This window comes from Flavobacterium bizetiae, from assembly GCF_902804475.1.
Classification (GTDB): Bacteria; Bacteroidota; Bacteroidia; order Flavobacteriales; family Flavobacteriaceae; genus Flavobacterium; species Flavobacterium bizetiae.
This window is the reverse complement of record NZ_CADCSU010000078.1, coordinates 26,839-53,005: the sequence shown is the minus strand read 5'-3', so window position 1 is coordinate 53,005 and position 26,167 is coordinate 26,839. Positions and strand designations below refer to the sequence as shown.

23 protein-coding genes are annotated in these 26,167 nt (G+C 34.3%); 7 read left to right on the top strand and 16 right to left on the bottom strand.

The features are described 5' to 3' along the window. Positions 1–64: 64 nt before the first annotated feature. From hppD to uvrC, 4 genes are all read right to left on the bottom strand, one after another. On the bottom strand, positions 65–1,225 hold the full coding sequence (hppD, locus tag FLACOL7796_RS09225; RefSeq protein WP_173970510.1) for a 4-hydroxyphenylpyruvate dioxygenase: 1,161 nt from the start codon (positions 1,223–1,225) through the stop codon (positions 65–67). 171 nt (positions 1,226–1,396) lie between these two features. After that, a complete protein-coding gene (locus FLACOL7796_RS09220; RefSeq protein ID WP_173970509.1) occupies positions 1,397–2,554 on the bottom strand; it encodes a homogentisate 1,2-dioxygenase in 1,158 nt (385 codons plus the stop codon). Between the two features lie 308 nt (positions 2,555–2,862). Then, positions 2,863–5,232, bottom strand: coding sequence for a patatin-like phospholipase family protein (locus FLACOL7796_RS09215; RefSeq protein WP_173970508.1), 2,370 nt, complete (start codon positions 5,230–5,232; stop codon positions 2,863–2,865). 9 nt (positions 5,233–5,241) lie between these two features. After that, on the bottom strand, positions 5,242–7,035 hold the full coding sequence (gene uvrC, locus FLACOL7796_RS09210; RefSeq protein WP_173970507.1) for an excinuclease ABC subunit UvrC: 1,794 nt from the start codon (positions 7,033–7,035) through the stop codon (positions 5,242–5,244). Between the two features lie 143 nt (positions 7,036–7,178). On the opposite strand from uvrC, the gene FLACOL7796_RS09205 reads away from it, so the two are divergent. Next, entirely contained in the window at positions 7,179–8,159 is a 981-nt protein-coding gene (locus tag FLACOL7796_RS09205; protein ID WP_173970506.1) for a succinylglutamate desuccinylase/aspartoacylase family protein, read from the top strand. Further along, positions 8,146–8,715: a 5-formyltetrahydrofolate cyclo-ligase gene (locus FLACOL7796_RS09200; RefSeq protein ID WP_173970505.1), complete on the top strand. Its 570-nt coding sequence runs from the start codon at positions 8,146–8,148 to the stop codon at positions 8,713–8,715. The genes FLACOL7796_RS09205 and FLACOL7796_RS09200 overlap by 14 nt, the downstream gene beginning before the upstream one ends. Before the next feature lie 171 nt (positions 8,716–8,886). On the opposite strand, the gene FLACOL7796_RS09195 is transcribed toward FLACOL7796_RS09200, so the two are convergent. The 8 genes from FLACOL7796_RS09195 to FLACOL7796_RS09160 all read right to left on the bottom strand — a co-directional run bounded on the left by FLACOL7796_RS09195 (position 8,887) and on the right by FLACOL7796_RS09160 (position 18,290). Beyond that, complete coding sequence (locus tag FLACOL7796_RS09195) at positions 8,887–9,636, bottom strand: tetratricopeptide repeat protein (protein ID WP_173970504.1); 750 nt, start codon at positions 9,634–9,636, stop codon at positions 8,887–8,889. Between the two features lie 139 nt (positions 9,637–9,775). After that, complete coding sequence (locus FLACOL7796_RS09190) at positions 9,776–11,539, bottom strand: BatD family protein (RefSeq protein WP_173970503.1); 1,764 nt, start codon at positions 11,537–11,539, stop codon at positions 9,776–9,778. A 101-nt stretch (positions 11,540–11,640) separates the two neighbouring features. Then, complete coding sequence (locus tag FLACOL7796_RS09185; RefSeq protein WP_173970502.1) at positions 11,641–12,411, bottom strand: tetratricopeptide repeat protein; 771 nt, start codon at positions 12,409–12,411, stop codon at positions 11,641–11,643. A 45-nt stretch (positions 12,412–12,456) separates the two neighbouring features. Further along, the gene (locus FLACOL7796_RS09180) at positions 12,457–13,491 is read right to left on the bottom strand and encodes a vWA domain-containing protein (protein WP_173970501.1); all 1,035 of its coding nucleotides are present in this window, start codon (positions 13,489–13,491) and stop codon (positions 12,457–12,459) included. 73 nt (positions 13,492–13,564) lie between these two features. Continuing rightward, positions 13,565–14,566, bottom strand: coding sequence for a vWA domain-containing protein (locus tag FLACOL7796_RS09175; protein WP_173970500.1), 1,002 nt, complete (start codon positions 14,564–14,566; stop codon positions 13,565–13,567). Beyond that, positions 14,566–16,200 carry a hypothetical protein gene (locus FLACOL7796_RS09170; RefSeq protein WP_173970499.1) on the bottom strand — a complete coding sequence of 545 codons (1,635 nt, stop codon included), beginning with the start codon at positions 16,198–16,200 and terminating at the stop codon, positions 14,566–14,568. Before FLACOL7796_RS09170 ends, FLACOL7796_RS09175 begins: the two co-directional genes overlap by 1 nt. 141 nt (positions 16,201–16,341) lie before the next feature. Beyond that, positions 16,342–17,205, bottom strand: coding sequence for a DUF58 domain-containing protein (locus FLACOL7796_RS09165; RefSeq protein ID WP_173970498.1), 864 nt, complete (start codon positions 17,203–17,205; stop codon positions 16,342–16,344). 80 nt (positions 17,206–17,285) lie between these two features. Next, on the bottom strand, positions 17,286–18,290 hold the full coding sequence (locus tag FLACOL7796_RS09160) for an AAA family ATPase (protein ID WP_056248441.1): 1,005 nt from the start codon (positions 18,288–18,290) through the stop codon (positions 17,286–17,288). A gap of 223 nt (positions 18,291–18,513) precedes the next feature. Here FLACOL7796_RS09160 and FLACOL7796_RS09155 point away from each other — a divergent pair, with 223 nt between their 5' ends. From FLACOL7796_RS09155 to FLACOL7796_RS09140, 4 genes are all read left to right on the top strand, one after another. After that, complete coding sequence (locus tag FLACOL7796_RS09155; protein ID WP_173970497.1) at positions 18,514–19,386, top strand: aldo/keto reductase; 873 nt, start codon at positions 18,514–18,516, stop codon at positions 19,384–19,386. Positions 19,387–19,401: 15 nt separating this feature from the next. Next, positions 19,402–19,908, top strand: coding sequence for a GNAT family N-acetyltransferase (locus FLACOL7796_RS09150; RefSeq protein WP_173970496.1), 507 nt, complete (start codon positions 19,402–19,404; stop codon positions 19,906–19,908). A 103-nt stretch (positions 19,909–20,011) separates the two neighbouring features. Then, positions 20,012–20,764 carry an SDR family NAD(P)-dependent oxidoreductase gene (locus FLACOL7796_RS09145; RefSeq protein WP_173970495.1) on the top strand — a complete coding sequence of 251 codons (753 nt, stop codon included), beginning with the start codon at positions 20,012–20,014 and terminating at the stop codon, positions 20,762–20,764. Positions 20,765–20,897: 133 nt separating this feature from the next. Further along, positions 20,898–22,049 carry an ATP-binding protein gene (locus FLACOL7796_RS09140; protein WP_173970494.1) on the top strand — a complete coding sequence of 384 codons (1,152 nt, stop codon included), beginning with the start codon at positions 20,898–20,900 and terminating at the stop codon, positions 22,047–22,049. A 96-nt stretch (positions 22,050–22,145) separates the two neighbouring features. On the opposite strand, the gene FLACOL7796_RS09135 is transcribed toward FLACOL7796_RS09140, so the two are convergent. The 3 genes from FLACOL7796_RS09135 to FLACOL7796_RS09125 form a co-directional block, all read right to left on the bottom strand. After that, a complete protein-coding gene (locus FLACOL7796_RS09135; RefSeq protein ID WP_173970493.1) occupies positions 22,146–22,454 on the bottom strand; it encodes a hypothetical protein in 309 nt (102 codons plus the stop codon). 10 nt (positions 22,455–22,464) lie between these two features. Next, entirely contained in the window at positions 22,465–22,941 is a 477-nt protein-coding gene (locus FLACOL7796_RS09130; RefSeq protein WP_173970492.1) for a DUF6932 family protein, read from the bottom strand. Between the two features lie 94 nt (positions 22,942–23,035). Next, positions 23,036–23,779, bottom strand: coding sequence for a DUF3298 and DUF4163 domain-containing protein (locus tag FLACOL7796_RS09125; RefSeq protein WP_173970491.1), 744 nt, complete (start codon positions 23,777–23,779; stop codon positions 23,036–23,038). A gap of 105 nt (positions 23,780–23,884) precedes the next feature. On the opposite strand from FLACOL7796_RS09125, the gene FLACOL7796_RS09120 reads away from it, so the two are divergent. Then, on the top strand, positions 23,885–25,027 hold the full coding sequence (locus FLACOL7796_RS09120; protein WP_173970490.1) for a cystathionine gamma-synthase: 1,143 nt from the start codon (positions 23,885–23,887) through the stop codon (positions 25,025–25,027). 86 nt (positions 25,028–25,113) lie between these two features. Here FLACOL7796_RS09120 and FLACOL7796_RS09115 read toward each other — a convergent pair whose 3' ends face one another. Beyond that, the gene (locus FLACOL7796_RS09115) at positions 25,114–25,908 is read right to left on the bottom strand and encodes a THC0290_0291 family protein (protein ID WP_173970489.1); all 795 of its coding nucleotides are present in this window, start codon (positions 25,906–25,908) and stop codon (positions 25,114–25,116) included. Positions 25,909–26,167: the final 259 nt, after the last annotated feature.

The window sequence follows — 26,167 nt, the reverse complement described above, 5'->3', positions numbered from 1 at the left end:
ACATTTGCATAAAAACCATCGTTTTACCGAGAATTATACTGTATAATGCAATAATATTACGATTTTATAATGTTCCTCTCAATTCTTGTTCTCTTTCAATCGACTCAAAAAGGGCTTTAAAGTTCCCTGCGCCAAATCCTTTTGCTCCCATTCGTTGAATAATTTCGAAAAAAAGCGTTGGTCTGTCTTGAACTGGCTTCGTAAAAATTTGTAATAGGTAACCATCTTCGTCGGCATCTACCATAATGGCTAACTTTTCTATTTCGTTTATATCTTCTTTCATCATATCCATATGAACGCCCAATCTTTCAGGAATTGCTTGGTAATAGGTATGAGGAGGAGCAGATAAAAATTCAACTCCACGCGCTTTTAGTTGTGATACTGTTTTAATGATATCATCTGTTGCAATGGCAATGTGCTGAATTCCGGGTCCACCGTAAAAATCAAGATATTCTTCAATTTGCGATTTTTTCTTTCCTTCGGCTGGTTCATTAATAGGGAATTTAATTCTTCCGTTTCCGTTAGACATTACTTTACTCATCAATGCAGAGTATTCTGTGGTAATTTGTTTGTCATCAAATGATAGGAAATTTACAAATCCCATTACTTCTTCGTAGAATTTTACCCACGTATTCATTTCGTTCCAGCCCACATTTCCCACCATGTGGTCGATGTATTTTAAACCTGTTGGTTCAGGATTGTAATCTGATTTCCATTCTTTGTAACCAGGTAAGAAAACACCGTTATAGTTTTTTCTTTCTACAAAAATATGTACTGTTTCTCCGTAAGTATAAATTCCTGAACGAACTACTTCTCCAAATTCATCGCTTTCTACGGTTGGTTCCATAAATGAGCGAGCGCCACGTTTCATGGTTTCTTCGTAAGCGCTTCTGGCATCTTCAACCCAAAGAGCAGCAACTTTTACACCATCTCCATGTTTTTTTAGATGTTCATGAATTGGTGAATCTTGCGTTAATGGTGTTGTTAAAACAATTCTGATTTTATCTTGTTTCAAAACATAAGATGCTCTGTCTTTTACTCCGGTTTCTAATCCTGCATAAGCCAATGACTGATATCCGAAAGCGGTTTTATAATAATGTGCAGATTGTTTTGCATTCCCTACGTAGAACTCTACATAATCTGTTCCTAATAACGGAAGGAAATCTTGTGCTCCCTCGAAGATTTTTTCTAATCCGTATTCTACTGATTTTACTTCTTTTGACATGATGTTTATTTGTTTAATCGGTAAATCGTTTATTTGGTTTGCCGAAATGTTGTTTTAAGATTTTTGTTTAACCGCAAAGTGCGCAAAGGCAAATCGCAAGGTTCGCTAAGTTTTCATTGCGATCTTTGCGTAAAATCCTTGCGAACTTTGCGGTTAGATCGAAAGTGAAATTTATTCGCACCAAGATTTGTAATACTGACCATCGTCCAATCCCATCGCTTCTTCCGTAACCATTAAAGGTCTGAAAGTATCAACCATAACGGCTAATTCGTGGGTTTCTTTATGACCAATACTACGTTCCATTGCGCCTGGTGCGGGACCATGGGGAATTCCTTTTGGGTGTAAAGTGATATGTCCCTGCTCGATATTATTACGACTCATAAAATCACCATCAACATAATATAGTACTTCGTCAGAATCTATATTGCTATGATTGTATGGCGCCGGAATTGCTTTCGGGTGATAATCGTAAAGTCTCGGGCAGAAGGAACAAACGACAAAAGTGGCCGTTTCAAATGTTTGGTGTACCGGAGGCGGTTGGTGAACTCGTCCGGTTATAGGTTCGAAATTGTGAATTGAAAATCCGTATGGGAAATTATATCCGTCCCAGCCCACAACGTCAAAAGGATGTGTGGCATAGACAACTTCGTGAATCATGCCTTCTTTTTTGATTTTAATTAAAAAATCACCTTTTTCGTCATGTGTTTCCAATTCGTTTGGCAAAATAAAATCGCGTTCGCAAAATGGCGAATGTTCTAAATGCTGACCTGATTGGTTTTTATAACGTTTTGGAGTGTAAAAAGGGGAGTAAGATTCTACGTAAAAAAGTCTGTTTTCTGTGGTTTCGAAATCGATTTGGTAAATAATACCTCTTGGAATAATAAGATAATCTCCATATTCAAACGGAATATTCCCAAGCATGGTTCTTAATTTTCCTTTTCCTTTATGGATGAAAAGCATTTCATCAGCATCGGCATTTTTGTAGAAATAATTTCGAAGTGATTCTTTTGGAGCTGCCAAACCAATAATGCAGTCTTTGTTGACTAACATTGCTTTGCGGCTGTCCAGAAAATCGTTTTCTGGTTTCAATTCGAAACCTTTAAAAAGTAATGATTTTATATTTTTTCCGATTGCAATTTTTGGTTCAACCGAATAAGAGTTTAAAATTTCTTTAACCTGTGTTGGTCTGTGAACATGATAAGATAATGACGAATGTCCGTGAAAACCTTCGGTACCAAATAATTGTTCGTAGTAAAAACCTCCGTTAGGTTTTTCGAATTGGGTGTGTCTTTTTTGAGGAAAGTCTCCGAGTTTATGATATAATGGCATGGCTTTTCTATTAGATAATTTGTAAATTAGATAATTCGAAAAATTTGAATTGTTTGAACAGATAATTAGCTCAATGTTGCCACTGACTAATTATCTCAATTCGGTAGTTTTACTCAGGATTTCTCTTGATAAGGAATTGAAGATACTCTAATAAACCTGTCCATTTTGTTTTCATTATAACAAATGTCGTAATTTTTATTGATTTAAATTATATATTGTATCAATTATTAACGCTAAAAAAACATTAAAAATATTTTTATCGTAAATTTCTTAGCTCTTTATTAGGGTGATGTTTTTATTGATTAGTATTAGAAATGGAATCCGATACTAAACCAGGTAAAGCTTTTTGACATTTGAGGAGACCAAGATTGTTTGATTTCGATTGGGCCAATAATGGTTTCTAGTCCGTAACCTACGGCATATCCGGAATATTTAGGCATTGAAACCCAGTCGACACTTGTGAAAATATCGTCGCCTAAGTTGGCAAAATTGGCAGAAAGGTTAACGTGGTTCTTTTTTAGGATTTCATAATCTAAAGTAATGTCGGCTTTTAAGAAACTGTTTCCGGCGATACTTAAAAAGTCGTATCCGTAAAAGTAATTGAAGTTGTTGATTTTGCTGTACCCGTAACCTCCTAATATAAAATCAAAGAACGGAACGCTGTCGCTGCCAATATTAAATCCGGCATCTGCTCCAATTTTTATTGTGGCTTTTCTGAATAGGGTTCTTGCAATGGCAATTTCGGCTTTTGCAATAGAGAAAGGCTGGAATTGTTTGGTGTAATCTGATGATGCTAAATAAGTTTGTAAATCTCCGGAGAAATATAAACCAGTGTGAGGGAAATATTTATTATCAAACGAATCGTATTTTAAATATCCAAAAAGGCTGAAATAATTACTTTTCTCGATAATATTTTCTGTGTTAGAAAGTGTTGGCGAGTTTATTTTAAGGTATTTATATTCTAGACCTCCGCCCATTAAAAACTTTTGTACAAAGATGGTTTGAAAATAAGCCTGATTGGTAAGATCTAAAAAATCAACATTGATTAAATTTAGGGCTTGATTTTCTGCGAAAAGGCTACTGATGCTTGTTGTTACATTTCGATTGAATTGATTTAATCTTGATCGAAAGCCAAAGCTTATGTTGAAACCATTTTCGACATAATAATTTAAATCGTATCTGAAATTATCACCAAGAATGATGTCAAGCGATGTTATATCATTTTTTAGAAATGTTTTTTTATGGGTAAGATTCAGTAAAATAGCACTTTTGTAAAGTCCGTCGTAGTGAAGCCCAAGTTTAAGGAATGTTTGTGTTGGATTTTCTTTTAAAACCAAATCAAGATCGTCTTTTGTGCCGTCTGGTTGCAGGCAATAAGAAATGGTGCTAAAGTTTTGGGTCGCATTTAAATTATTGATTCCTGTTTTAAGATCATCATAGGTTATGGTGCTTCCGGGTTTGAAACGTAATTTTCCGCGAATGTATTCTCTGGTATAATTGTCTAATCTGTCACTGTTTATTTTTTCGATTTCGAGGGTGTCAGTAGCAATTTTTAGTTTTGGTTTTTTGTAAAAATTGTCTTCATTGACTAATGTTTTGATTTTTTCGTAAACGGCAAAAGCTGCTTCTTCACCTTTTCTGATAATTTCTTCACCTTTATCAAATGAAATTACGCCATAATCACGAATGTCGGGTTTGATGTAAACATCAGTGTTTTTTATTTTGCTTTTCATCTTATCGATAGATTGCAAATTTGTGATCTGAACCAATATTCGGGTCGCGTTTTTCAGGTTTTTTCGTTTCATTAAATCATCCTGAACGTCGACACCAATAATAATGTCAGCGCCAAGATTGCGAACTTCTTGTATAGGATAATTATTGACTACACCACCATCGACTAATAAATTGCCATCGATTTCTACGGGAGTAAATAGCGACGGGAATGCGGCACTTGCCATCATGGCCTGAACTAAGTTTCCTTTGTTTAGTAAAACTTCTTCGCCGGTTTCGATATTGGTACCAATACAAAGAAACGGTGTTGGAAGTTTATTGAAGTCGCGTACATGACGTACGTTGCGGGTAAGACTGCTTAATAAATTGTAATTGTACATTCCTTTTGAGAGTGCCTCAGGAATTCCGACTCTAAAATTACTGAAGGGTAAAACTATGGCGTATAATTCGTCATTTTTTTTGCCGTAAAAGTTTTTTGAAGAACGCGGAATGTAGTCGTTAATCAATTCGTCGAAATTGGTTCTTTTGAAAATCGAGTCAATTTGAGAAGCGTTGTAACCGGAAGCGTAAAGTCCGCCAATGATCGATCCCATACTGGTTCCACCAATATAGTCGATTTTGATTCCAGCCTCTTCTAAAACTTTCAACACTCCGATATGGGCAAATCCTTTTGCACCACCACCACTTAATACCAAACCAATTTTTGGTCTTTTGACTTCGTCTTGTTTTGCGTTTTCGCTATTTTCTTGTGAAAAGGAATTTTGTGTATTGAAAAATAAAAGTGTGAAAAGCACCAACTGCACGCCCCAGATGGAAATGAAAAACTGCGAGAGACAAAACGATATTTTTTCTTGTAAAAAAAGAGCGACTTTAGAAGCTCCTTTTTTTGCAATAGAAAAAAATCGTTTTGACCGAGTATTTGAAATGGACAGCTGGATTGGGCGCATAAAAAATAACTAGTTGGTTTTGTAAAAGTCGACAATTTTTTTGGCTTTTGATACTCCTATGACGTCAGATATTTCTTTTTCGGTTGCGAGTTTCAATCTTTTAACACTTTTGAAATGTTGTATTAATGTTAGCATGGTTTTTTCGCCAATGCCGGGAATGCTTTCTACTGATGAATTTAATGCTGCTTTGCTACGTTTGTCACGATGAAATGTGATCCCGAATCTATGGGCCTCGTTTCGTAATTGCTGAATTACTTTTAAGGTTTCGGATTTTTTATCTAGATATAATGGGATAGAATCTCCGGGATAAAATAATTCTTCGAGACGTTTTGCGATCCCGATTATGGCAATTTTACCTCTTAATTCTAATGCATCTATACTTTTTAAGGCGGCAGAAAGTTGTCCTTTTCCACCATCTATAATGATAAGTTGTGGCAAAGGTTGGTTTTCGTCTAATAATCTTTTGTAGCGGCGATAGACAATTTCGGTCATCGAGGCGAAATCGTCGGGACCTTCGACAGTTTTTACATTAAAATGTCGGTAATCTTTTTTGCTGGCTTTTCCGTCTTTAAAAACTACGCAGGCCGCAACAGGATTTGTTCCCTGAATATTCGAGTTATCAAAACATTCTATGTGGCGCGGCTCGACGTGAAGGCGTAAATCTTTTTGCATTTGCGCCATGATGCGATTGGTGTGTCGATCAGGATCTACAATTTGCAATTGTTTTAGTTGTTCGATTCTGTAAAACTTGGCGTTACGAATGGATAAATCTAATATTTGCTTTTTATCGCCAAGCTGCGGAACGGTTGTTTTGATGTTTTCGCCCAAATCGATTTCGAACGGAACAATGATTTCTTTTGATAGTAACTGAAAACGTTCACGAAGTTCGATAATCGCCAATTCTAATAATTCTTCGTCGGTTTCGTCCAGTTTTTTCTTCATTTCTAAAGTATGTGAACGAATGATCGATCCGTGCGAAATTTGAAGAAAGTTTACATAAGCGGCACTTTCGTCAGACACGATTGAAAATACATCGATATTGGTAATCTTTGGGTTTACAATGGTAGATCGCGATTGGTAATTTTCGAGAACTTCTATTTTTTCTTTGATTTTCTGAGCTTCTTCAAAACGTAAATCTTGTGCGTATTGATTCATTAATCGCTTAAAATCTTTCATACTTTCTTTAAAATTCCCTTTCAGGATTTCGCGGATCGCATCGACTTGTCTTTGGTATTCTTCGAGCGGTTCTAAACCTTCGCACGGACCTTTGCAATTGCCAATATGGTATTCGAGACAAACTTTGAATTTGCCTGAATCGATATTCGATTTGCTTAAATCAAAATTGCAGGTTCTGAGCGGATACAATTCTTTGATTAATTCCAAAATCGTATGTACGGTTTTGAAACTCGTGTAAGGCCCAAAATATTCTGAGCCGTCTTTGACCATTCGTCTGGTCGAAAATATTCTCGAAAAAGGTTCTCTTTTAATACAAATCCAAGGATAACTTTTATCATCACGAAGCAATACATTGTATCGTGGCTGTAGGGTTTTTATTAAATTGTTTTCTAATAAAAGAGCATCGGTTTCGGTAGGGACAACGATGTGCTTTATGGTTACAATTTTCTTGACCAATACATTTGTCTTGGCCGTATCGTGAATTTTATTGAAGTAGGAGGAAACCCTTTTTTTTAAATTTTTGGCTTTTCCAACATATAAGATCTTTCCCTCTTTATCGTAATACTGATACACACCAGGATTGTCCGGTAAAGTTTGAATTTGAAGATCTAAAGACGGTTTTTGCATTCTGTTTTGTTTCTGAAGTATCTGTTAAGCTTTTTTTCAGAATCTAAAATCATTTAGATTCTGAAAAAAAGCTTAATACTGATTTAGTTTCAAATTTACGAAATCAAAAGAATAATTTCTATATTTAGATTTTATAATTCTACATGAAAAATAGTAAACCCTTGGTTATTTTTGGCGAATCGATTTTGCCGGGAGAAAACAAAACAATAAACGTTGAAATTGCGAGGTTGCACACGACCACAAAACTAAATATTCCGGTTATTGTACGTCGATCAAAGATTGAAGGTCCGGTAGTTTTATTTTCGGCCGGAATTCATGGTGACGAAATAAATGGTGTCGAAATTGTTCGCCAGATTATTAGTAAAAAGATTAATCGTCCGGCGAAAGGAACGATTATTTGTATCCCGATTATCAATATGTATGGTTTTGTAAATAAATCGCGTGAGTTTCCTGACGGGCGTGACTTAAACCGTGTTTTTCCGGGAAGTAAAAAGGGCTCTCTGGCCAGTAGGTTTGCGTATCATATTGTTGCCGAAGTTTTACCCATTATTGATTATGCTGTCGATTTTCATGCGGGTGGCGCGAGTAGATTTAATGCTCCGCAAATAAGAATTACCGAAAATAATCCTGAATTGAAGATTCTGGCAGATGTTTTTAATGCGCCGTTTACCCTATATTCTAAAAACATTAATGGTTCTTTTAGAAATACCTGCGAAAAAGCAAATATAAAAATGTTGCTTTTTGAAGGCGGAAAATCATTAGATATTAATAATGTTATTGCCAATGAAGGGGTAATGGGAGTGAAGCGTTTATTGCATTATCTCAATATGCTTGATGCGAAACAAGTGGTTGAATATGCAAAAGAACCTTCGATTTATATTAAATATTCGGTTTGGCTGCGCGCGAAATGTTCTGGTTTGCTGCACGATTATAATTTGATTGGAAAATTTGTAACGAAAGGAACAATTTTGGCGATCATTACAGATCCGTTTGGTAAATTTGAACAGAAAGTAAAAGCGCCACATGACGGTTTTGTCATTAACGCGAATCATTCGCCTATCGTTTATGAAGGCGATGCGATTTATCATATGTCTAAAAACAGCCCTTCAAATGTCGACGAATAAAAAAGAATTACGCTTACACTACAAAAACCTCCGTGCAGCAATTACTCTTGATGATCTTGAAGAAAAGAGTTTGGCTATAGCCAATAATCTAATTCAGTTGCTCATTTGGGATAAAACATATTATCATGTTTTTTTACCGATTGAAGAACAAAAAGAGGTAAATACAGAATATATTTTGCATTTGCTTTCCGGAAAAGATAAAGAAATCGTGGTTTCGAAAAGCGATTTTGAAACACGCGGAATGACGCATTTTTTATTGACGGACAATACTAAAATTAAAAAAAACGAATACAATATTCCTGAACCTGTAAATGGTTTACCGGTTCCGTCAGAAACTATTGAGGTGGTTTTTGTGCCGCTTTTAGCTTTTGATCTTTCAGGAAATCGGGTAGGTTACGGAAAAGGTTTCTATGATAAATTTTTATCCGAATGTAAACCGGAAACCATAAAAATTGGGCTTTCGTTCTTTGAAGCCGAAAACCAGATTGAAGATGTTTTTGAATCTGATGTGAGGTTGGATTATTGTGTTACGCCTGAGAAGGTTTATAATTTCTAGGTTCTAAACCATATAAGTGATATAAGATAATTTAAGTTTGGTTGGGTTTGTGATTTAAAATTTCTTATATCAATTATGTGTTTTTAAATCCAAATTGATAAAAAAAATCCCAAACTCCAATTGTTATCAAGTTGGAATTTGGGATTTTTTTTATTTTAGATTTTAAAAGAGTTATTTCACTTCTCGAATGGTAGAACCGTCAATCCAGCCTTCGGTTCCGTCTGTTAGTTCGATTTTTTTCCATTGTCCTATGGTTTCAATAACGTAAACTTTTGCGCCTTCATGTAATAATATTATAGCTGCGCCTGCTTTTTGCGGCTCGCTGCGAACTTCGCTTAATTCAGCAAAAACAATCGCCGGACGATCATTATTAAAATGAGTTTTTTCTGTTATTGCTGCAGAAACGGTCACCAATAAAGCTACTAACAAAATAAACATTCCTATAAAATATAGTCTTTTTGAAAGCGTAAGTTGAGAGAAATAATATCCAATAAAACTCAATAGAAACACAAATGAAATTACAATAGAAATCTTTGCCCAGGTATTGTAATCAAAAATTCCGGTAAAGTTCTGAATCAGTTTTGCAAAACCTACTTTCGGGATTTCCTTGATCTCGTCGATTGTTAGTTTTTTAGCAAATTTTAAATTGTTTAAAACGTCGGGATCATGAGGTTTTAAAACCAATGCTTTTTCGTAGTTATAAATAGAAGGCGCTACTTTGTTGAGCTTGTAATAGGCATTTCCTAAGTTAAAGTATAACTCTGCAGAATGCTGTTTGTCTTCTTTAACAATACTTTCGTAAGCATCAACAGCTTGTTGGTATTGTCCCTTTTGGTACAAGGCATTTCCTTTTTCAAAGCTGCTTTGAGCAAAGAAAACCTGAGTGATTAATAAAAAAAGATATACTACTATGTTTTTCATTTTATTTGTTTTAAACCTAACGGTTCCGAAGCTTCGGGATAAAACCTGTTAGGTTTGTTTTTTCTTTTTGAACTTAAATTAAACGCAGACGAAACTAAATTTCTTAGCTCCCGATAACTCTCGGGATTGCGGTTAAATACTAAACAATTTGTTTTTCTAATGCCGAAATAATTAAAACAGCCTTGTCGAAATCCTGCTGAATCGAAGCGCTTGATGCTGGTGCATAACGGGCAATTTCGCAGTTTTCTGTCAGGTCAATAAAACTTTGAACAGATTCCGGATTGGCATTTCTTGACAATAATAATTCGCTAATATTATCCTTGCTCATTTCTGATGTTTCGATATGTAGTTTCGCTTTAAGGAAATTGTGCATCGCTTTTTCTAAGGCAATATAAAATGCTTCTTTATTGTTTAATTGTTTTTTAGCCTGAGATAAATATTTCTTAGCCAATTTGTTGTTCATTCTAATGCGGTTTCCTGTTACGTCACCGTCAATAGCCTCTTTTCTTTTCTTAGCCAAAACAATGATTGGTATGATTACGAAAGGAGCGAACAATAAAAGATAATACAAATTAGAACCGTAAAAATCATTTTTAGCGATTGAGACTAAAGTTGTTTTTGATTTTATGTATTTGAACTGATCTGTTTTTGCAATGACATTTTTAGAGGCATTTGCTGTTGCACTTGCTTCTGCCTGCATTGGTCCGTCTAATACATCGACCATAATTTCTTGTGAGGTGATGGTTTTATAAGAACCGGTATTCAAATCAAAATAAGAAAACTGCATTGGTTTGATCGCATATTTTCCTTTGTATTGTGGTACAATAGAATACTTATCGGTAATTTTTCCTGACATTCCTGAAAGAGAAGTTGTTACTTGCTCATCATGAACAGGATCATACATTTCTAATGCATTAGGAACAACCGGTTTTGGTAAAGTAAACAATTTCATGTTTCCATTTCCTGAAGCGCTCACAATTAAATCCAGACTTTCTCCACTTTTCAATGTTGTTTTAGATGGCGTAACTGTAAAATTAAATTTACCTACAGCACCGCTAAAGCCTTCTGGTTTGCTTGCTTCTGGTAATGCTTTTACATTAATAGTTTTCGCTCCTGCCGAAACTACTCTGTTATCAACTGTCAGAATCATTTGCCCATACATATCACGACGATTTGAAGGCAATTCTACACCAATATCCAGCGAAAGCGGTTCAATTGTTAATCTTCCTGATTTTTGTGGATATAAGATGGTTTTTTTCAGGATTACATAATAGCATCTTTGTCCCTGAAAAGTTCCTTCTGCGATAGACAGTTGCTTGATCTCTATATTCTGATTCCAGAAATCATTGTATTTAGGTTTAGCCAATTCTTTAAAACCGGTAACGTTAATATTGTTAAAATATAATTTATAAACAACCGTAATAGGCTCATTTAGATATGGATTTGTTTTCGAAATCTCGGCTACAAGATTTATGGTTTCATTCGGAATTCCTTGCTGACCTTGTGGTCTGCTATTGTCATAAGGATCTCTTTCCTGAGCAACGGCATTTGTTACTACAATTTTTATAGGCTGTGTTTTATAAATTTGCCCATTGTATTCTATAGCGGCTTGTTTGATAGAAAATGTCCCTTTTTGATTGGGCTGTAAAATATAAGAATATATTTTCTGAAAAGAGCTTCTACCATTTACCCAAGACTGGCTTACTTGCTGGCTTGGTCCGCCTACAATTCTAAATCCCTCAAATGAAGGCTGGTCGAAGTTATCTCCGTCAACATTCATGATGAAGTCAATGCGTAATCTTTCGTTCACTCCAAGCGTGTTTTTGCTTACTCTGGCCTCAAATTGAACTTGAGCCATAAGCCCTTGAAAAGTGAATAGTAATAGAATTAAATATCTTTTCATTAATTGTTTTTCAGTGTTTTTTATATTAACTGTTTAATCGCTAATTTATTTAATCGGGTTTACAATTAAACAAATTAACGATTACACAAATAAACCAAATTTTACCAGTCTTTCTCTGTTTTTTTAGGGTTTCCTTTTACTTTCTGAGCGTTTACTTTATCTTGAATTTTCTTTTCTTCGTTGTTTACGGCATCTAATAAATTTTGAACTCGGTCTTTAGAAATTCCGCCTGGCTGTGGTTTTGGTTCTCCTTTATTGTCAGACTTGTCGTCTTTCTTCGGATCATCTTTACCATCTTTTTTGTCTTTATCTTTATCGCCTTTGTCGTCCTTTTTATCTTTGTCCTTATCCTTGTCTTTATCCTTGTCCTTGTCTTTATCTTTGTTTTTATCCTTGTCTTTGTCTTTATCCTTATTCTTGTCTTTGTTTTTATCGTTTTTAGGCGGATTTTCTTTTAGCTTTTGTTTCGCATAAGCATAATTATAACGCGTTTCCTCGTCTGTTGGGTCGTTACGTAAGGCTTCTTTATAAGCTTCTACAGCCTGAGCATAATCTTTCTCTTTCATCAAAACATTTCCTAAATTGTGAAATGCTTTATGTTTTTCAGGTCTTGTTTTAGCGTTCTTTATCGCTTTCGCGTAAGCGAATTTAGCTTCAGAAACCTGATTTTGTCTGTAGATAGTATTTCCTAAGTTATAAGGAGCAGTAGCACGTTTTGGAAATTTTGATTCTGAAATTCTGTAATTTGCTTCAGCATCAACAAATTTATTCTGCTTATATTCTTCATTGGCATCAGGCAATGTCTTGTCTTTCTCTTGAGCCGAAACAGCTAAAGAAAATGTTAGTAAAATATAAAGAAGTAAATTTTTCATTCTAATTTTTTTAATTTTTTGTTCCGAATTTTTAATGGAGAACAATTATTTCTTTTCGTTAAATAAATTCAACTCTTTTATCCAGTTTGTTTTTCTTTCTAAAAGGAAAATGTCTACAAACAATAATAAGAAGGCAAAGCCAATGAACCATTGATATTGCGATTGAAAATCGGCCATTTGGGTCGCTTCAAATTCAGTTTTCTGAATGTTGTTTAGCGCATTTTTTATGTATTCTAAAACTTCTTTAGTACTTCCGCCATATACATAACCGCCTTTTGTCGCTTTTGCAATGGTTTTTAAGCCTTCCTGATTTAGTTTTGTAATAACCGTTTGTCCGTTTTGATCTTTTTGATAGTTTTTAACTACACCATTTTCTTTTAACGGAATTGTACCTCCTTTTTCAGTTCCAACTCCAATGGTGATAATTTTCATTCCCATTTTATTGGCTTCTTCGGCTGCTGCCGAAGCTCCTTCAGAATGATCTTCTCCATCAGAAATTAAAATCAACAATTTGCTGGTTTTGCTTTTTTCATCAAAATAAGTCGATGATAATCTAATTGCTTCATCAAGTGAAGTTCCTTGCGACGAAACCATATCCGGAGTCATACTTTGCAGGAACATTTTGGCAACACTATAATCAGATGTGATAGGCAAAACCGGGAAAGCACTTCCTGCATAGGCTACGATTCCAATTCTGTCACTTCCTAAATTATTGATGATTTGCGAAACCAATTGTTTACTTTTCTCTAAACGACTTGGCGCCACATCTTCGGCCAGCATACTTTTAGAAACGTCGACCGCAAAAACGATATCAATTCCTTCACGTTTTACGGTTTCCATTTTAGTTCCAATCTTCGGATTTACTAAACCGATGATCAGGCAAGCCAAAGCCAAAAGTATTACGGATATTTTTAAAACCGGTTTAAAAACAGATCTTTCCGGACTCAGTCTTTTTACCATTTCAAGGTCACCAAATTCGCGCTGTTTTTTTCTTTTCCAATACATATTGAAAAGGAAAATACACACCACAATTGGGAGTAATAATAAAAAGTATAAATATTTTTTTTCGTCTAATTCCATTTTTAGTTCTAGTTTTCAGTTTTCAGTGGCAGTTTTCAGTGGGTGACTGATAACTGTGACTGAGACTAAAATATTATATAAAGCTTCTGTAAACCGTATTTCTTAAACCTACTTCTAACAATAATAAAAAGGCTGCCAGTAAAACAAAACCTCTGTATTTTTCGTCATAATCATAGAATTTTAATTCCTGGATTTCAGTAGTTTCTAATTTATTAATCGCGTTGTATATTTCGGCTAATCGATCATTGCTTGTTGCTCTAAAATAAGTTCCATCGGTTTTACGGGCAAGGTTTTTCATTAACTGTTCGTCGATTTCAACTTTTTGCATTTTATATAAAAAGCCTCCGTTTGGTGCATAAGCATAAGGAGATTCCGCCATTCCGTTGGTACCAATACCAATAGTGTATACTTTTATTCCGTATTGTTTTGCAATGTCTGATGCTGTTTCAGGTTCGATAAAACCGGCATTGTTAACACCATCTGTCATTAAAATAATTACACGGCTTTTGGCTTTACTATCTTTTAAACGGTTTACGGCAGTTGCTAATCCCATTCCAATTCCGGTTCCGTCTTGTAAAACCGTATCGTACTTAATGCTTTTTATGGCTTCAAGAATAATTGCTTTATCGCTTGTAACCGGTGTTTTTGTATAAGCTTCAGAGGCGTATAAAACCAATCCAACTCTGTCATTAGGTCTTTCTCCAACAAAATCTGCGGCAACTCTTTTTAAAGCTTCCATACGGTTTGGCTTTAAATCTTTTGCCAGCATACTTCCCGAAACGTCTATTGCAAGAACAATATCAATTCCTTTTGTTGTTTTAGTCTGACTGCTAATGTCTACGGTTCTTGGTCTTGCCAGGGCTATAATTAAAGAGCTTAATCCTAAAATTCTAAAAACATATAAAGCAGGTTTTAATTTCGTTAACAACGATTCGCTGTTTTTAAAACCCTGAGTAGAACTCATTTTTAAAGTTGCCGATTGCTGGTTGCGTTTCCAGTAAAACCAAGCGATTGCAATTGGAATTAATAGAAACAACCAAAAAAATTCTGGATTTAAAAAAGTTATCTTTCCCATTAGTTGCTCGCTTTTCTAAGTTCAACAGAATTTAAAATTCTAGTTGTAATATCATTGGCGTATGTGTCACCTTCTTCGTGTAAAATCATAATTTGTTGTAATCCCTGATCTTGTTTAAACAGTAAAAGTTCATAGTAAGCCTTTGTACTGGTTTTGTCGGCCGGATTAAATACAGTCATTGTACCATATCCTTTTAGCCCCTGAATGCCTGCACTCGTCTGGAAATCTTCTTGTTTTACAATAATATTTTGTCCGCCCTGGGCTTCGATAACTTTTAGAGTTCCTTCTAATGCTTTTGCTAGATCTATATCTGTAGGGTTTTTGAACTTACTGGTTGAAACAGTTACGTAAAAATTACCCACCATGCTTCCGTAAGTAAAAAGTTGCATCTCCTTAATTAACGCCATAGTTTCTTTAGGCAATACTTTTTGAGTATCTACACGTTTTAAAACCTTTGGAGTTTCTATTACTACACCAGGACTTCCGTACTCACTTTTTACCCATTCGCTTTCTAGTAATTCTTTAGACGGATGTCCGATCAGATTATCTTTTACATAAGTAAAACCTTTAGTAACAATAAAGAATGCTGTGGTCGCAATTAATAAAAATAAAACGGTTCCTGCAGCGATGGCAATACGTTTGTTGCGTTTTTTTAATAACTGAAGTTTGATTTGCTTTTGTTTTTGCGCTTCGTTCAGTAATTGATCTTCTTCTTCAGCCGGAACTTCAGTCGGGATTGCATTATCAAGCGTTAATATTACTTTCTGAATTTTATTTCTATCATCGGTAATTTCAAAATCAAGCGGTTTAGATTTAGCGAATTTTACTAAATCGGCCTGACGTAAAACGCGCTCCAGATTTTCGACAGTTTCCGGAGTTAATGTCATTTTCTTTTTGGTAGAAGCAGTTCTTATCGCCTGAATCAATTCAGAAGTGGTACTTTCCATTGCCGGAATATGAATGGCTTCTTCAATATAATTACGGGCAATATCAGTAAGTTCACTGTAGTATTCTTTGATTTCACCTTTTTGAACCAATTCTTTTTGCTCCAGATTGTTCAGTAAGCTTGTTGCTTTTTCTATAGGAGTTTTATAAACTTCTTCTTCAATCTTTTTCTGTTGGCGTTTTTTAACAAACCGATAAACAAAAGCTCCAATTCCTAAAATAATGATTAGACCTAAAACATATTTCCACCAATCACCAATTCCGTTATCAACAGGAGTGATGTCTTTGATGTCGTACATTTTTTGCTGTAAAGTGTCCACTTTTACATTGGCTACTTCAACACGGATAGAATCGGTTAAGAATGGTTTTTTGTCAATTAAAATTTTAATACTCGGGATTGTGTATTTTCCGGAATCAAATTGCGTTAAACCATATTTTTTGATCAATTCGTAAGTGTCATTTTTCTTTACGGTATCAATTGGGTAGGATTGAATTACTTCAAGTGGACCAATATTTTTTAGTTTAGGAAAAACAACCTTAGATTTTGAACTGACAACCGTTTTAAGTGTTAACTTAAATTCGGCTCCAATTTTGTTTTTTGTAGTATCAATGCTTGTCTCTACTTGTTTTTGCTGGGCAAAAATAGATGAGGAAAGTAAAAATAAAAATATGTAAAACTTTAATTTCATTTGATTTTTGATTTCAGATCTTATTCTAAAATGAATGTTTTAATTATGGCACGCGGATGGCACAGATTTAAACAGATTTTTTTATTTGGATATTTATATTTTAAAATCTAATATTCTAACAATCTAAGAAGTCCAAAAATATTAGCGTGATTTGAAATATCCTAATAATTTAGTTACGTAATTTTCATCAACTCTTGTGTTTACAACTCCTGCGCCTGATTTACTAAAAATATCTTTGAAATAGTTAACCCTTTCCTGATAGTGTTTTTCGTAATTCATTCGCACTGTTTTTGAGCCTGTATCTACCAATTGAATTTTCCCTGTTTCGGCATCAAGCATAGGAACCATTCCTAAATTTGGAATTTTTTCTTCACGAATATCGTAAACTCTAACGCCTGTAATATCGTGTTTTTTAGAAGCAATCTTTAAAGTTTGCTCATAATTCTCAGACATAAAATCAGAAATTACGAAAACAATTGTTTTCTTTTTCTGGGTTCCTGACAAAAATTTTAGAGCAGCTCCAACATCTGTTTTTTGACTTTTGGGTTCAAATTCGATCAACTCACGAATGATTCGTAATACATGCGAACGACCTTTTTTTGGCGGAATATACAATTCTACATTATCAGAAAATAATATTAAACCAATTTTGTCATTATTTTGTGTAGCCGAAAAAGCCATCGTTGCTGCAATTTCAGTCACGATGTCTTTCTTGAATTGACTTTTTGAACCAAAACCCTCTGAACCTGAAATATCAACCATTAAAACCATGGTTAATTCGCGTTCTTCTTCAAAAACTTTTACGTGGGCTTCGTTATAGCGTGCAGTTACATTCCAATCGATGTTACGAATGTCATCGCCATATTGGTATTGACGTACTTCACTAAAAGTCATCCCTCGTCCTTTAAATGAAGAGTGATATTCTCCCGAAAAGATATGATTGCTCAGTCTTTTGGTTTTGATTTCTATTTTCCGTACTTTTTTTAAAAGCTCTTTTGTATCCATTTCTTTAGTTTTCAGTCGCAGTTTTCAGTCGCAGTTTACTTAATAAGTTGGTCACTGTGACTGAAAACTGAAAACTATTTTTAAGGTACTTCAATCTCGTTTACGATTTTGTTGATAATGTCTACAGAAGTAATGTTTTCGGCTTCAGCCTCATACGTTATTCCAACTCTGTGACGTAGAACATCATGTACAACTGCACGAACATCTTCTGGAATTACATATCCACGACGTTTGATAAAAGCGTAACATTTTGCTGCATTAGCTAAATTGATACTTCCACGTGGTGATGCTCCAAAACTAATAAGAGGTTTTAAGTCTGCAAGTTTGTACTTCTCTGGATAACGAGTAGCAAATATGATATCTAAGATATATTTTTCGATTTTTTCGTCCATGTAAACTTCACGAACCGCTTCTTGCGCACGTAAAATTTGCTCGACAGAAACTACGGCATTTACTTTTTCGTAAGTTCCTTTTAAGTTTTGACGAATTACAAAACGCTCTTCATCAATTTTTGGGTAGTCAATTACAGTTTTTAGCATAAAACGATCGACTTGTGCTTCCGGAAGTTGGTATGTTCCTTCTTGCTCAACCGGGTTTTGTGTTGCTAATACTAAAAACGGACGATCTAGTTTGAAAGTCGTGTCGCCAATTGTTACTTGTTTTTCCTGCATCGCCTCCAAAAGTGCTGACTGAACCTTAGCTGGAGCACGGTTAATCTCATCGGCAAGGACGAAATTAGCGAAGATTGGCCCTTTTTTAATAGAAAATTCGTTTGCTTTGATGTTATAAATCATCGTTCCAACGACATCGGCAGGTAATAAGTCAGGTGTAAACTGAATACGACTGAACGAACCTTGTACTGCTTGCGACAAAGTATTGATGGCTAAAGTTTTTGCCAATCCCGGAACACCTTCAAGCAAAATATGCCCTTGTCCCAGAAGTCCAATTAGTAAACGCTCGACCATATGTTTCTGGCCCACAATAACTTTGTTCATTTCCATTGTAAGAAGGTCTATAAAAGCACTTTCTCTTTCAATTTTTTCATTTATCGCTCTAATGTCTAAAGTCGTTGTATTTTCTTCCATATAAATATTTTTAAAACCTTTTTAAAACGGTGATTTCTATGCGTAGCTTTTGAGAGTGCAAATTGAATATTTTTTGAGAAGTAAGATGTTAAAGAATGGTTAAAACTTCGACCAATGACCTAATTTTAAGGACTAATTGTGAATCTATTTTTATATTTTTAAGAACTTTGATGATTATGCTTCAGAAAAGCATATTTATTACCAAAAATAACGCAATGAAACCATGAGTAAAACAGCATTATCGCCTATAATTTCGGGCACTATGAATTGGGGAGTTTGGGATAAAAACCTTACAACTAAAGAAATGGAAAACCTGATACAACTATGTATCGAAAACAAAATTACAACTTTTGATCACGCAGACATTTACGGATCTTATACCACAGAAGCTGATTTTGGAAAAGCATTTCACAACAGCAAAATCTCGAGAGAGAAATTACAATTAATTACCAAATGCGGAATTCAGATGATCGCCGAAAGCCGCCCAAACAAAATCAAACATTATGATTACTCCAAGGATTATATTGTTTGGTCAGTTGAAGAATCATTAAAAAAACTAAAAACAGATTATGTTGATGTTTTTTTATTGCACAGACCAAGCCCGTTAATGCAGGCAGACGAAATTGCAGAAGCGGTAGAGAAATTAAAAGCAGAAGGAAAAATTATTGATTTTGGACTTTCGAATTTTACAAGTTCTCAAACTGAATTAATCCGTCAGAAAACAGAAATAAGCTATAATCAGGTACAATTTTCTGCAACGAATTTTGAACCAATGGTTGACGGAAGTTTTGATTATATGCAAACACACGGAATTCGCCCATTGTCATGGAATCCTCTTGGAACTGTTTTTAGAGAAGACACTAAAAAAACACGTCGTTTGAAAAAATTATTGGCAGATTTAGTGCAGAAATATGGTTTTGGTTCGGATACACTTTTATTGGCCTGGATTTTAAAACATCCTTCAGCAGTTATTCCAATTGCGGGAACTGTAAATATTGCCAGAATTCAAGCGTTGATGAAAGCTGTTGAATTAGAAATGGACAAAGAAGACTGGTTTGCAATCTGGACAGAAAGCAGAGGCGAAGAAGTTGCTTAAACCTTTCAGTATAGAATGATACGATTAGAAAAATTCGATACAGCGTTTTATCCGCAATTGATTGATAGTATAAAAGATGCTCGTGAATTGATGCAATTTGCAGGACCGGAATTTACCTTTCCTTTGACCGAAAAACAGATTGAAAAATCACTTTCGGATGAAAACAGAATTGCCTTTAGAGTGGTAAATGTTTCTAATGATTCGACTATCGGACATTGTGAAATTTGTTTTAAAGACAGTTTTGCTAATCTGGGAAGAATTCTGATTATGGATGAAACGCTTCGCGGAAAAGGAATCGGGAAACAAATAGTGACTTTGCTTCTGGAATTTATTCTTGAAAATAGCAAGCAGAGAAATGTTGAGCTTAATGTTTTTGATTTTAATATAAGCGCCATCAAATGCTACGAAAAGATTGGTTTTGTTATTAATCCGGATAAAAAATTTGTTCGGGAAATGGATGATGAAACCTGGATTGCTCTAAACATGAAGTTGAATTTGAACAATTGGATCAGGAATAATTGAAAAAAATATTTTTTTGCCGCAGATCAAAAAGATTCCAATAGGTTATAAAATCATTTTAATCCATTTAATCTGTGGCAAATATTTTTTAAAAAATAAATAAAGAATGAAAAAAACAGTTTTAATTACTGGAGCCACAAGCGGAATTGGTAAAGCAACCGCTCAAATCATGGCTAAAAATAACTATAAAGTGGTGCTTTGCGGAAGACGTAAAGATCGTTTAGCTGAGCTTGAAAAAGAACTTTCGGCTTTTACAGAAGTACATTCTTTGTCATTTGATGTTAGGGATAAAAAAGATGTGCTGGAAAGCATCAATTCTTTACCGGCTGAATTTTCGGATATTGATGTGTTGATCAACAATGCTGGAAATGCACATGGTTTAGATCCCATTCAAACCGGAGATTTAGATGATTGGGATGCTATGATCGATATCAATGTAAAAGGACTTTTATATGTTTCGAAAGCTGTGATTCCTAAAATGACCGCTAAGAATTCAGGTCATATTATTAATATTGGTTCAACAGCAGCAAAAGAAGTTTATCCTAACGGAAATGTATATTGCGGAACAAAACATGCCGTAGATGCCATTACAGCAGGAATGCGAATTGATCTGAATCCGTTTAGTATTAGAGTAGGAGCAATTCACCCCGGAATGGTCGCGACTGAGTTTAGCGAAGTGCGTTTTAAAGGTGATGTAGAAAGAGCTTCTAATGTTTACAAAGGTTTCGATCCGTTGCAGGCAGAAGATATCGCTGATATTATTCATTTTGTGGTTTCAAGACCGTATCATGTAAACATTGCCGATTTAGTGGTGATGAGTACCGCTCAGGCATCATCTACGATAGTCAAAAGGGACTAACTTAGATTTTTAGACTAACTTAGACTTCTTAGATTTGAAGTTTATGTAATCCAATTAATCTAAGAAGTTAAAGATTCAAAAGTTCGATAGTCGAAGAAGTCTAAAATTCTAACAATCTAAGAAGTCTAAAAAAATGATTAATAAGCGCCTTTTAATAAAAAATCTACTTGCTCATAACGACGAGAGCAGTTTTTATGATAAAAAAAGGCAATTGAATTTGCATTCGCGCGAAGGAAAAGGAAAGTTTCTGAAACATATTTGCGCATTATCAAATTCAAATCCAACCAATAATTCTTATATCGTGGTGGGCGTCGAAGATCATGATAATGAAATTGTTGGGGATGATTTCTTTGATGATAGCCGAATTCAGAATTTGGTGAATGCCTTTCTGGAAAATCCTCCTAAAATTCAATATGAAAATGTACCGTTTCCGAATCTTCCAAAAGATAAAGTGGTAGGATTGGTGACCATTAAACCCAAAAGTAAAGTATCTTATTTCAAAAAAGGAATTCATACCACTCCAGCCAATAGTGTTTTTATTAGACGTGGTAGTAATTCGGTTCCGGTTGAAGGTGAAATCGAAAAGAATTACCAGAATACTGAAACCGTTATTGGAATCGAAAATAGTTCCCGAAACAGTATTCAATATACGCTTGACGGAGTAATTGATTTTATGAATTTCAGGCACAAAGACATGTCGCCTAAATATCATGTTTTTAAAGAATTATTTGTGATTTGCTGGGCAGGAGTTCCTCATAAATCACGTGATAAAACATTTTTATCCCGCGTAGATATCGAATTGATCAACGAGCAAATTAAGCTTTTTTACTCGGCTCAGGATGTGGTTACAATTGTTTTTGATGACGATAGTTTTACCATAACCGAATATGTTCCACTAGGATTAAATGATAAAACAAGCTATTATCCGTTAGAGCAGCAAACGATTCATTTTTTTGATAATGGATATTACAAAATCGACCGCGAAATGTTGTTTCAGCCGCCTGAGTTTAATCGCAAAATGTTATACCATATTTATAATGCAAATATGGCGTTGCTTCAAAAATTACAAAAAGGAATCGCTTTATCAGATCGCGAATTAAAAGATCTTGAAAATCTTCCTTCGACTTTTATGATTTGTTATTTGAATGGTTTTGATGAGGCAAAACAAAAACTTATCGATGCTAAATTGCTTTTAAAACCTTTTGGAAATATCTATTTATCGTTTAAAGAAGCGTTACGAGTTCTTCGAAAAATGAAGTACGATTTTCAGGAAGGATCCAAGTAAGGTACAAAGGTTCAAAGTAACAAAGCGACAAAGGTTTTTGTAGAGATGCACAGCTGTGCGTATAACGCAAAGTTTTCAGCTTCAGTTGGAGATTTACTAAGCGTAATTTTCAATAAATACGTCTTCAATCTTTTTTAAGTTATCATTTTCCTCAAATTGTAAATGTCTCATTTCGTCATTGTAGAATTTCTCTATAAAAAGTTTAATGATATACATAACTTCTGTTCTGTTATCGCTATTCGTCAAAAGTTCTTTTACTAAATAATTACTTAGTTTTAATTTTTGATTTTTATATTGGCTTGACATTAAATCAGAATCTGAGTCTTTATGTAAGGCAAGCATCTTATCAACCTTATCGATTTCTTCTATAAGGTCTAGAATATGATATAACTTATTATCTTTCATTGATTGTGAATTAAAAATTTATTTCCAAAAAGCCTTTTGATAACCTATTTCCTCTAATTCTTCTTGTTTTTGTAAATCGATCCAGCCAGTACGCTTTATCACTTATATATCTAAAATTATTATTATGATTTTCAGGATAAACCTCAATAATATAAGCGTCAACACCGTAAATGATTTCTGAATTGGGATATTTAAAGTTGTCTAAATCTGAGCCTAATTGCGAAACAATGTTGTGATCTAAAAACGTAACTAAATCAATATCTCCTGGATTGTTCTTTTTGGTTACATAAGATCCGTTAATCCATTGATGTAATTTGTCTAAATTACATACTTTTTTGAAATCTTCATTATATTTAACATAAGCTTCAAAAATTTCCTTTCTTTTTATAGAAGGGATTTTTAGTACAAACTCATTTTCTAACTCTTGAATTGTTGAATTGATTTTATTATCAGGAACTAATAATCCTGAATGGTTAAAGGTTAACATAAAAGTAAATTTAGAATAAAAACCAAATATACTAAAATGTACGAAAAAGATTATTTTTTAAAATAATCAATTTTAGTAAAAATATTTAAAACGCCTATTGATATTTCAAATACTGACTCACTTTTTCATACGGAAACAAAAGCTCTTTTGGTCCATCGGCATACGAAGCGGCTTCATAAGAGTTGTAATATAAAAGCAAACCTTCTTTGGTATAAAAGACATTTTGAGGCAGCTGAAATTTATCATTTTCGAACATTAAACCTGTTGCGTTAATATTCAGTTTTTCAGGGATTTTGTATTTAGCTCTGAATTCTTTTTCGGCGAAAGCCTTAAACTCTTTTTCGTTTTTAAAGATTTCATCGGTAAAAATGGTTTTTCCGGTTTGAGGATGAAACAATAAAGAGCGAACTCCCTGATAACCATGTGCGCCTCCGGTAAAAGTATAATGGTCAATTTTTATATTAATAATCTGATCAGATTCAAACTCGACGTTGCCTTTTATTTTTCCTTCCCAGCCAAAAGTTTCGGTAGGAAATTTTTTGTGCATTTCTTCAAAAGAAGTAATAAAGGAAGTAACTAAAGATTTGTAATCATTCGCTTTTGAAGGATCTTCTTCAAAATAAACAATTTCTTTTATAACCGAAAAAACTTTTTTATTAATGCTGTCTGCTACAATAGGAATATTTTTGGCAATTGGAACGTCGATCGTAATTTTTGGACAATCTTTTTTGCAAGGAATAGTAGATTCTTTTTCAAATGTCTCATTTTCAAATGAAAGTTCTTTGTTGCAACTAGTGAGAGCTAAAGCCAAAAAGACTATAAAAATGTAATGTTTCATATCAAAAAGTGTTAATTATATACAAAGGTAAGAAGTTGTGTCAGGATTAAAATAAATTTAACGGTAAATTTGTACCACGTTTAAGCATTTAAAATTTGTAACTATATGAAATTCAATACTAAAGTAATACATGGTGGTCAGCATCATGATCCAAGTACAGGAGCTGTTATGCCGCCGGTGTATCAAACTTCAACATTTATACAAACAAGTCCGGGAAAACCTTTAGCGGATTACGAGTATAGCAGAGCGTCGAACCCAACTCGTACGGCTTTAGAAAATGCTTTGGCAAGTATAGAAAATGGTACTCGCGGATTGGCTTTTTCATCTGGTTTAGCAGCGACAGATTGTGTTTTAAGATCGTTTAAAGCAGGTGACGAAATCATTGCAATGGATGATTTGTATGGAGGAACGTATAGAATGTTCTCTAGAATTTATAAAGATTCAGGAATTAAGTTTCACTTTGTTGATATGACTGATATCGAAAAATTGAAATCGTTAATCAACGAAAATACAAAACTGATTTGGGTTGAGACACCAACAAATCCGTTAATGAAATTGGCTGATATTGCAGAAGTAGCAAAAATTACCAAAGCACACAATATTTTATTTGCTGTAGATAATACTTTTGCAACGCCATATTTACAAAAACCTCTTGATTTAGGAGTTGATATTGTAATGCACTCGGCTACAAAATATTTAGGCGGACATTCTGATGTTATTGCAGGAGCTTTGATCGTAAAAGATGAAGCTTTAGGAGAGCAATTACACTTTCAACAATTTGCAACCGGAGGAACACTGGGGCCAATGGATAGTTTTTTGGTTTTAAGAGGAATCAAAACACTTTCGTTAAGAGTGCAGAGACATTGCGAAAACGGAGAAAAAGTGGTTGAATTTTTAAGAAATCATCCTAAAATTGATACAGTTTATTATCCGGGTTTAAAAAGCCATCCGTTTCATGAAATTGCTAAAAAGCAAATGAAAGCTTTTGGCGGAATGGTTTCGTTTACTTTTAAATCAGGTAAAAAAGAAGATTCTATTGCGTTTTTAGAAAAGCTAAAAGTTTTTACTCTGGCAGAATCTTTAGGTGGAGTTGAGTCATTGGCCAATCACCCGGCTTTAATGACGCATGCTTCTATTCCGGCAGATAAAAGAGCTGAAGTTGGTATTACCGACGATTTAGTTCGATTGAGTGTTGGTATCGAAGATGCTGAAGATTTAATTGCAGATATCGAGCAAGCTTTAGCATAACAGAATAAAATTCTAAAATAAAATAAATCCCAAATTCCAATCGTAATGATTATGGAATTTGGGATTTTATATTTTTAAGGATTTCTTTAAAATTCTAAGTAATAAATGTATCCTGCATTGAACCAAACTTGCGAATCGTTTGATTTATTTTCTTTATAAAGATCTTTATTAGGATTTAAACCATCAACCCAGTCAGAGGCGTACCCCTGATAACGAACCTCAAACATTAAATCGCTCATTGTCGTTAGTTTATAATGTACACCAACACCTGCTGTTCCGGATAAAACTAATCCATTTTCGTTAGAAAAACCAAATTGGCGACCATCAGAAGGAGTTAAGTATTTAGGATACGTTGTGAGAGGAAGTCCTAATGCACCTAATCTTGACTCGACTTTGGTTTTGTAATAACTCACCTGAAAACCTAAACTTATATACGGGCTAAAGCTACCAATTGTATTTTCGAAATCGTGAATTTTCATAAAAGGAGAAAATTCTAATTGAGCTCCAAGATTTACTAACGTAGAAGTGCCGTGCATTGCTCTAAGATGGCGTACAAGATTTTTCTTTTTTTCGTTATCAACCCATTCTCCAAAATGTTCCAGTTTGGTTTGGTTAAAAGAAAGTTCAGATCTTACTTTAAAATGTTCTGTAAAAAAACTTTCTCTGTTGTTATTGGCAGAAAAATTTATGAAGTGAACAATCCCAATTCCAAAACCTGTATTTCCAATATTTGTGTCAAAATTATTTCTTTGACCAAAATCAGATTGGAAAGAGGAAGGTCCGAATATTATTCCTACTTCTTGAGCTAGGCTCGATTGTGCATTTGCAATTGTAGGTATTCCGAATAAGGCGAATAGCGTGATTATTATAGGTTTGAGCATGTTTTTGGGCTTTCAAATCATGGCAAATATATAAAAAACCTTGTCTAAACAAAATATATAAATAGTTGTATTAAAAATTTAGTAACAAAAAGCTTAAATAACTAACTTTAAGTGTGATGATTTCGCGCAAAATCAATAGTGTAAAATCTTATTTTTCGGATTGTTTAGAAATAACACAATTTTGCTTCAAAAACGAAAAATATTAACAAACCATGATTGTTTTGCCTTATCTTTGCGCGTCATTACGAAAACGTTTTCT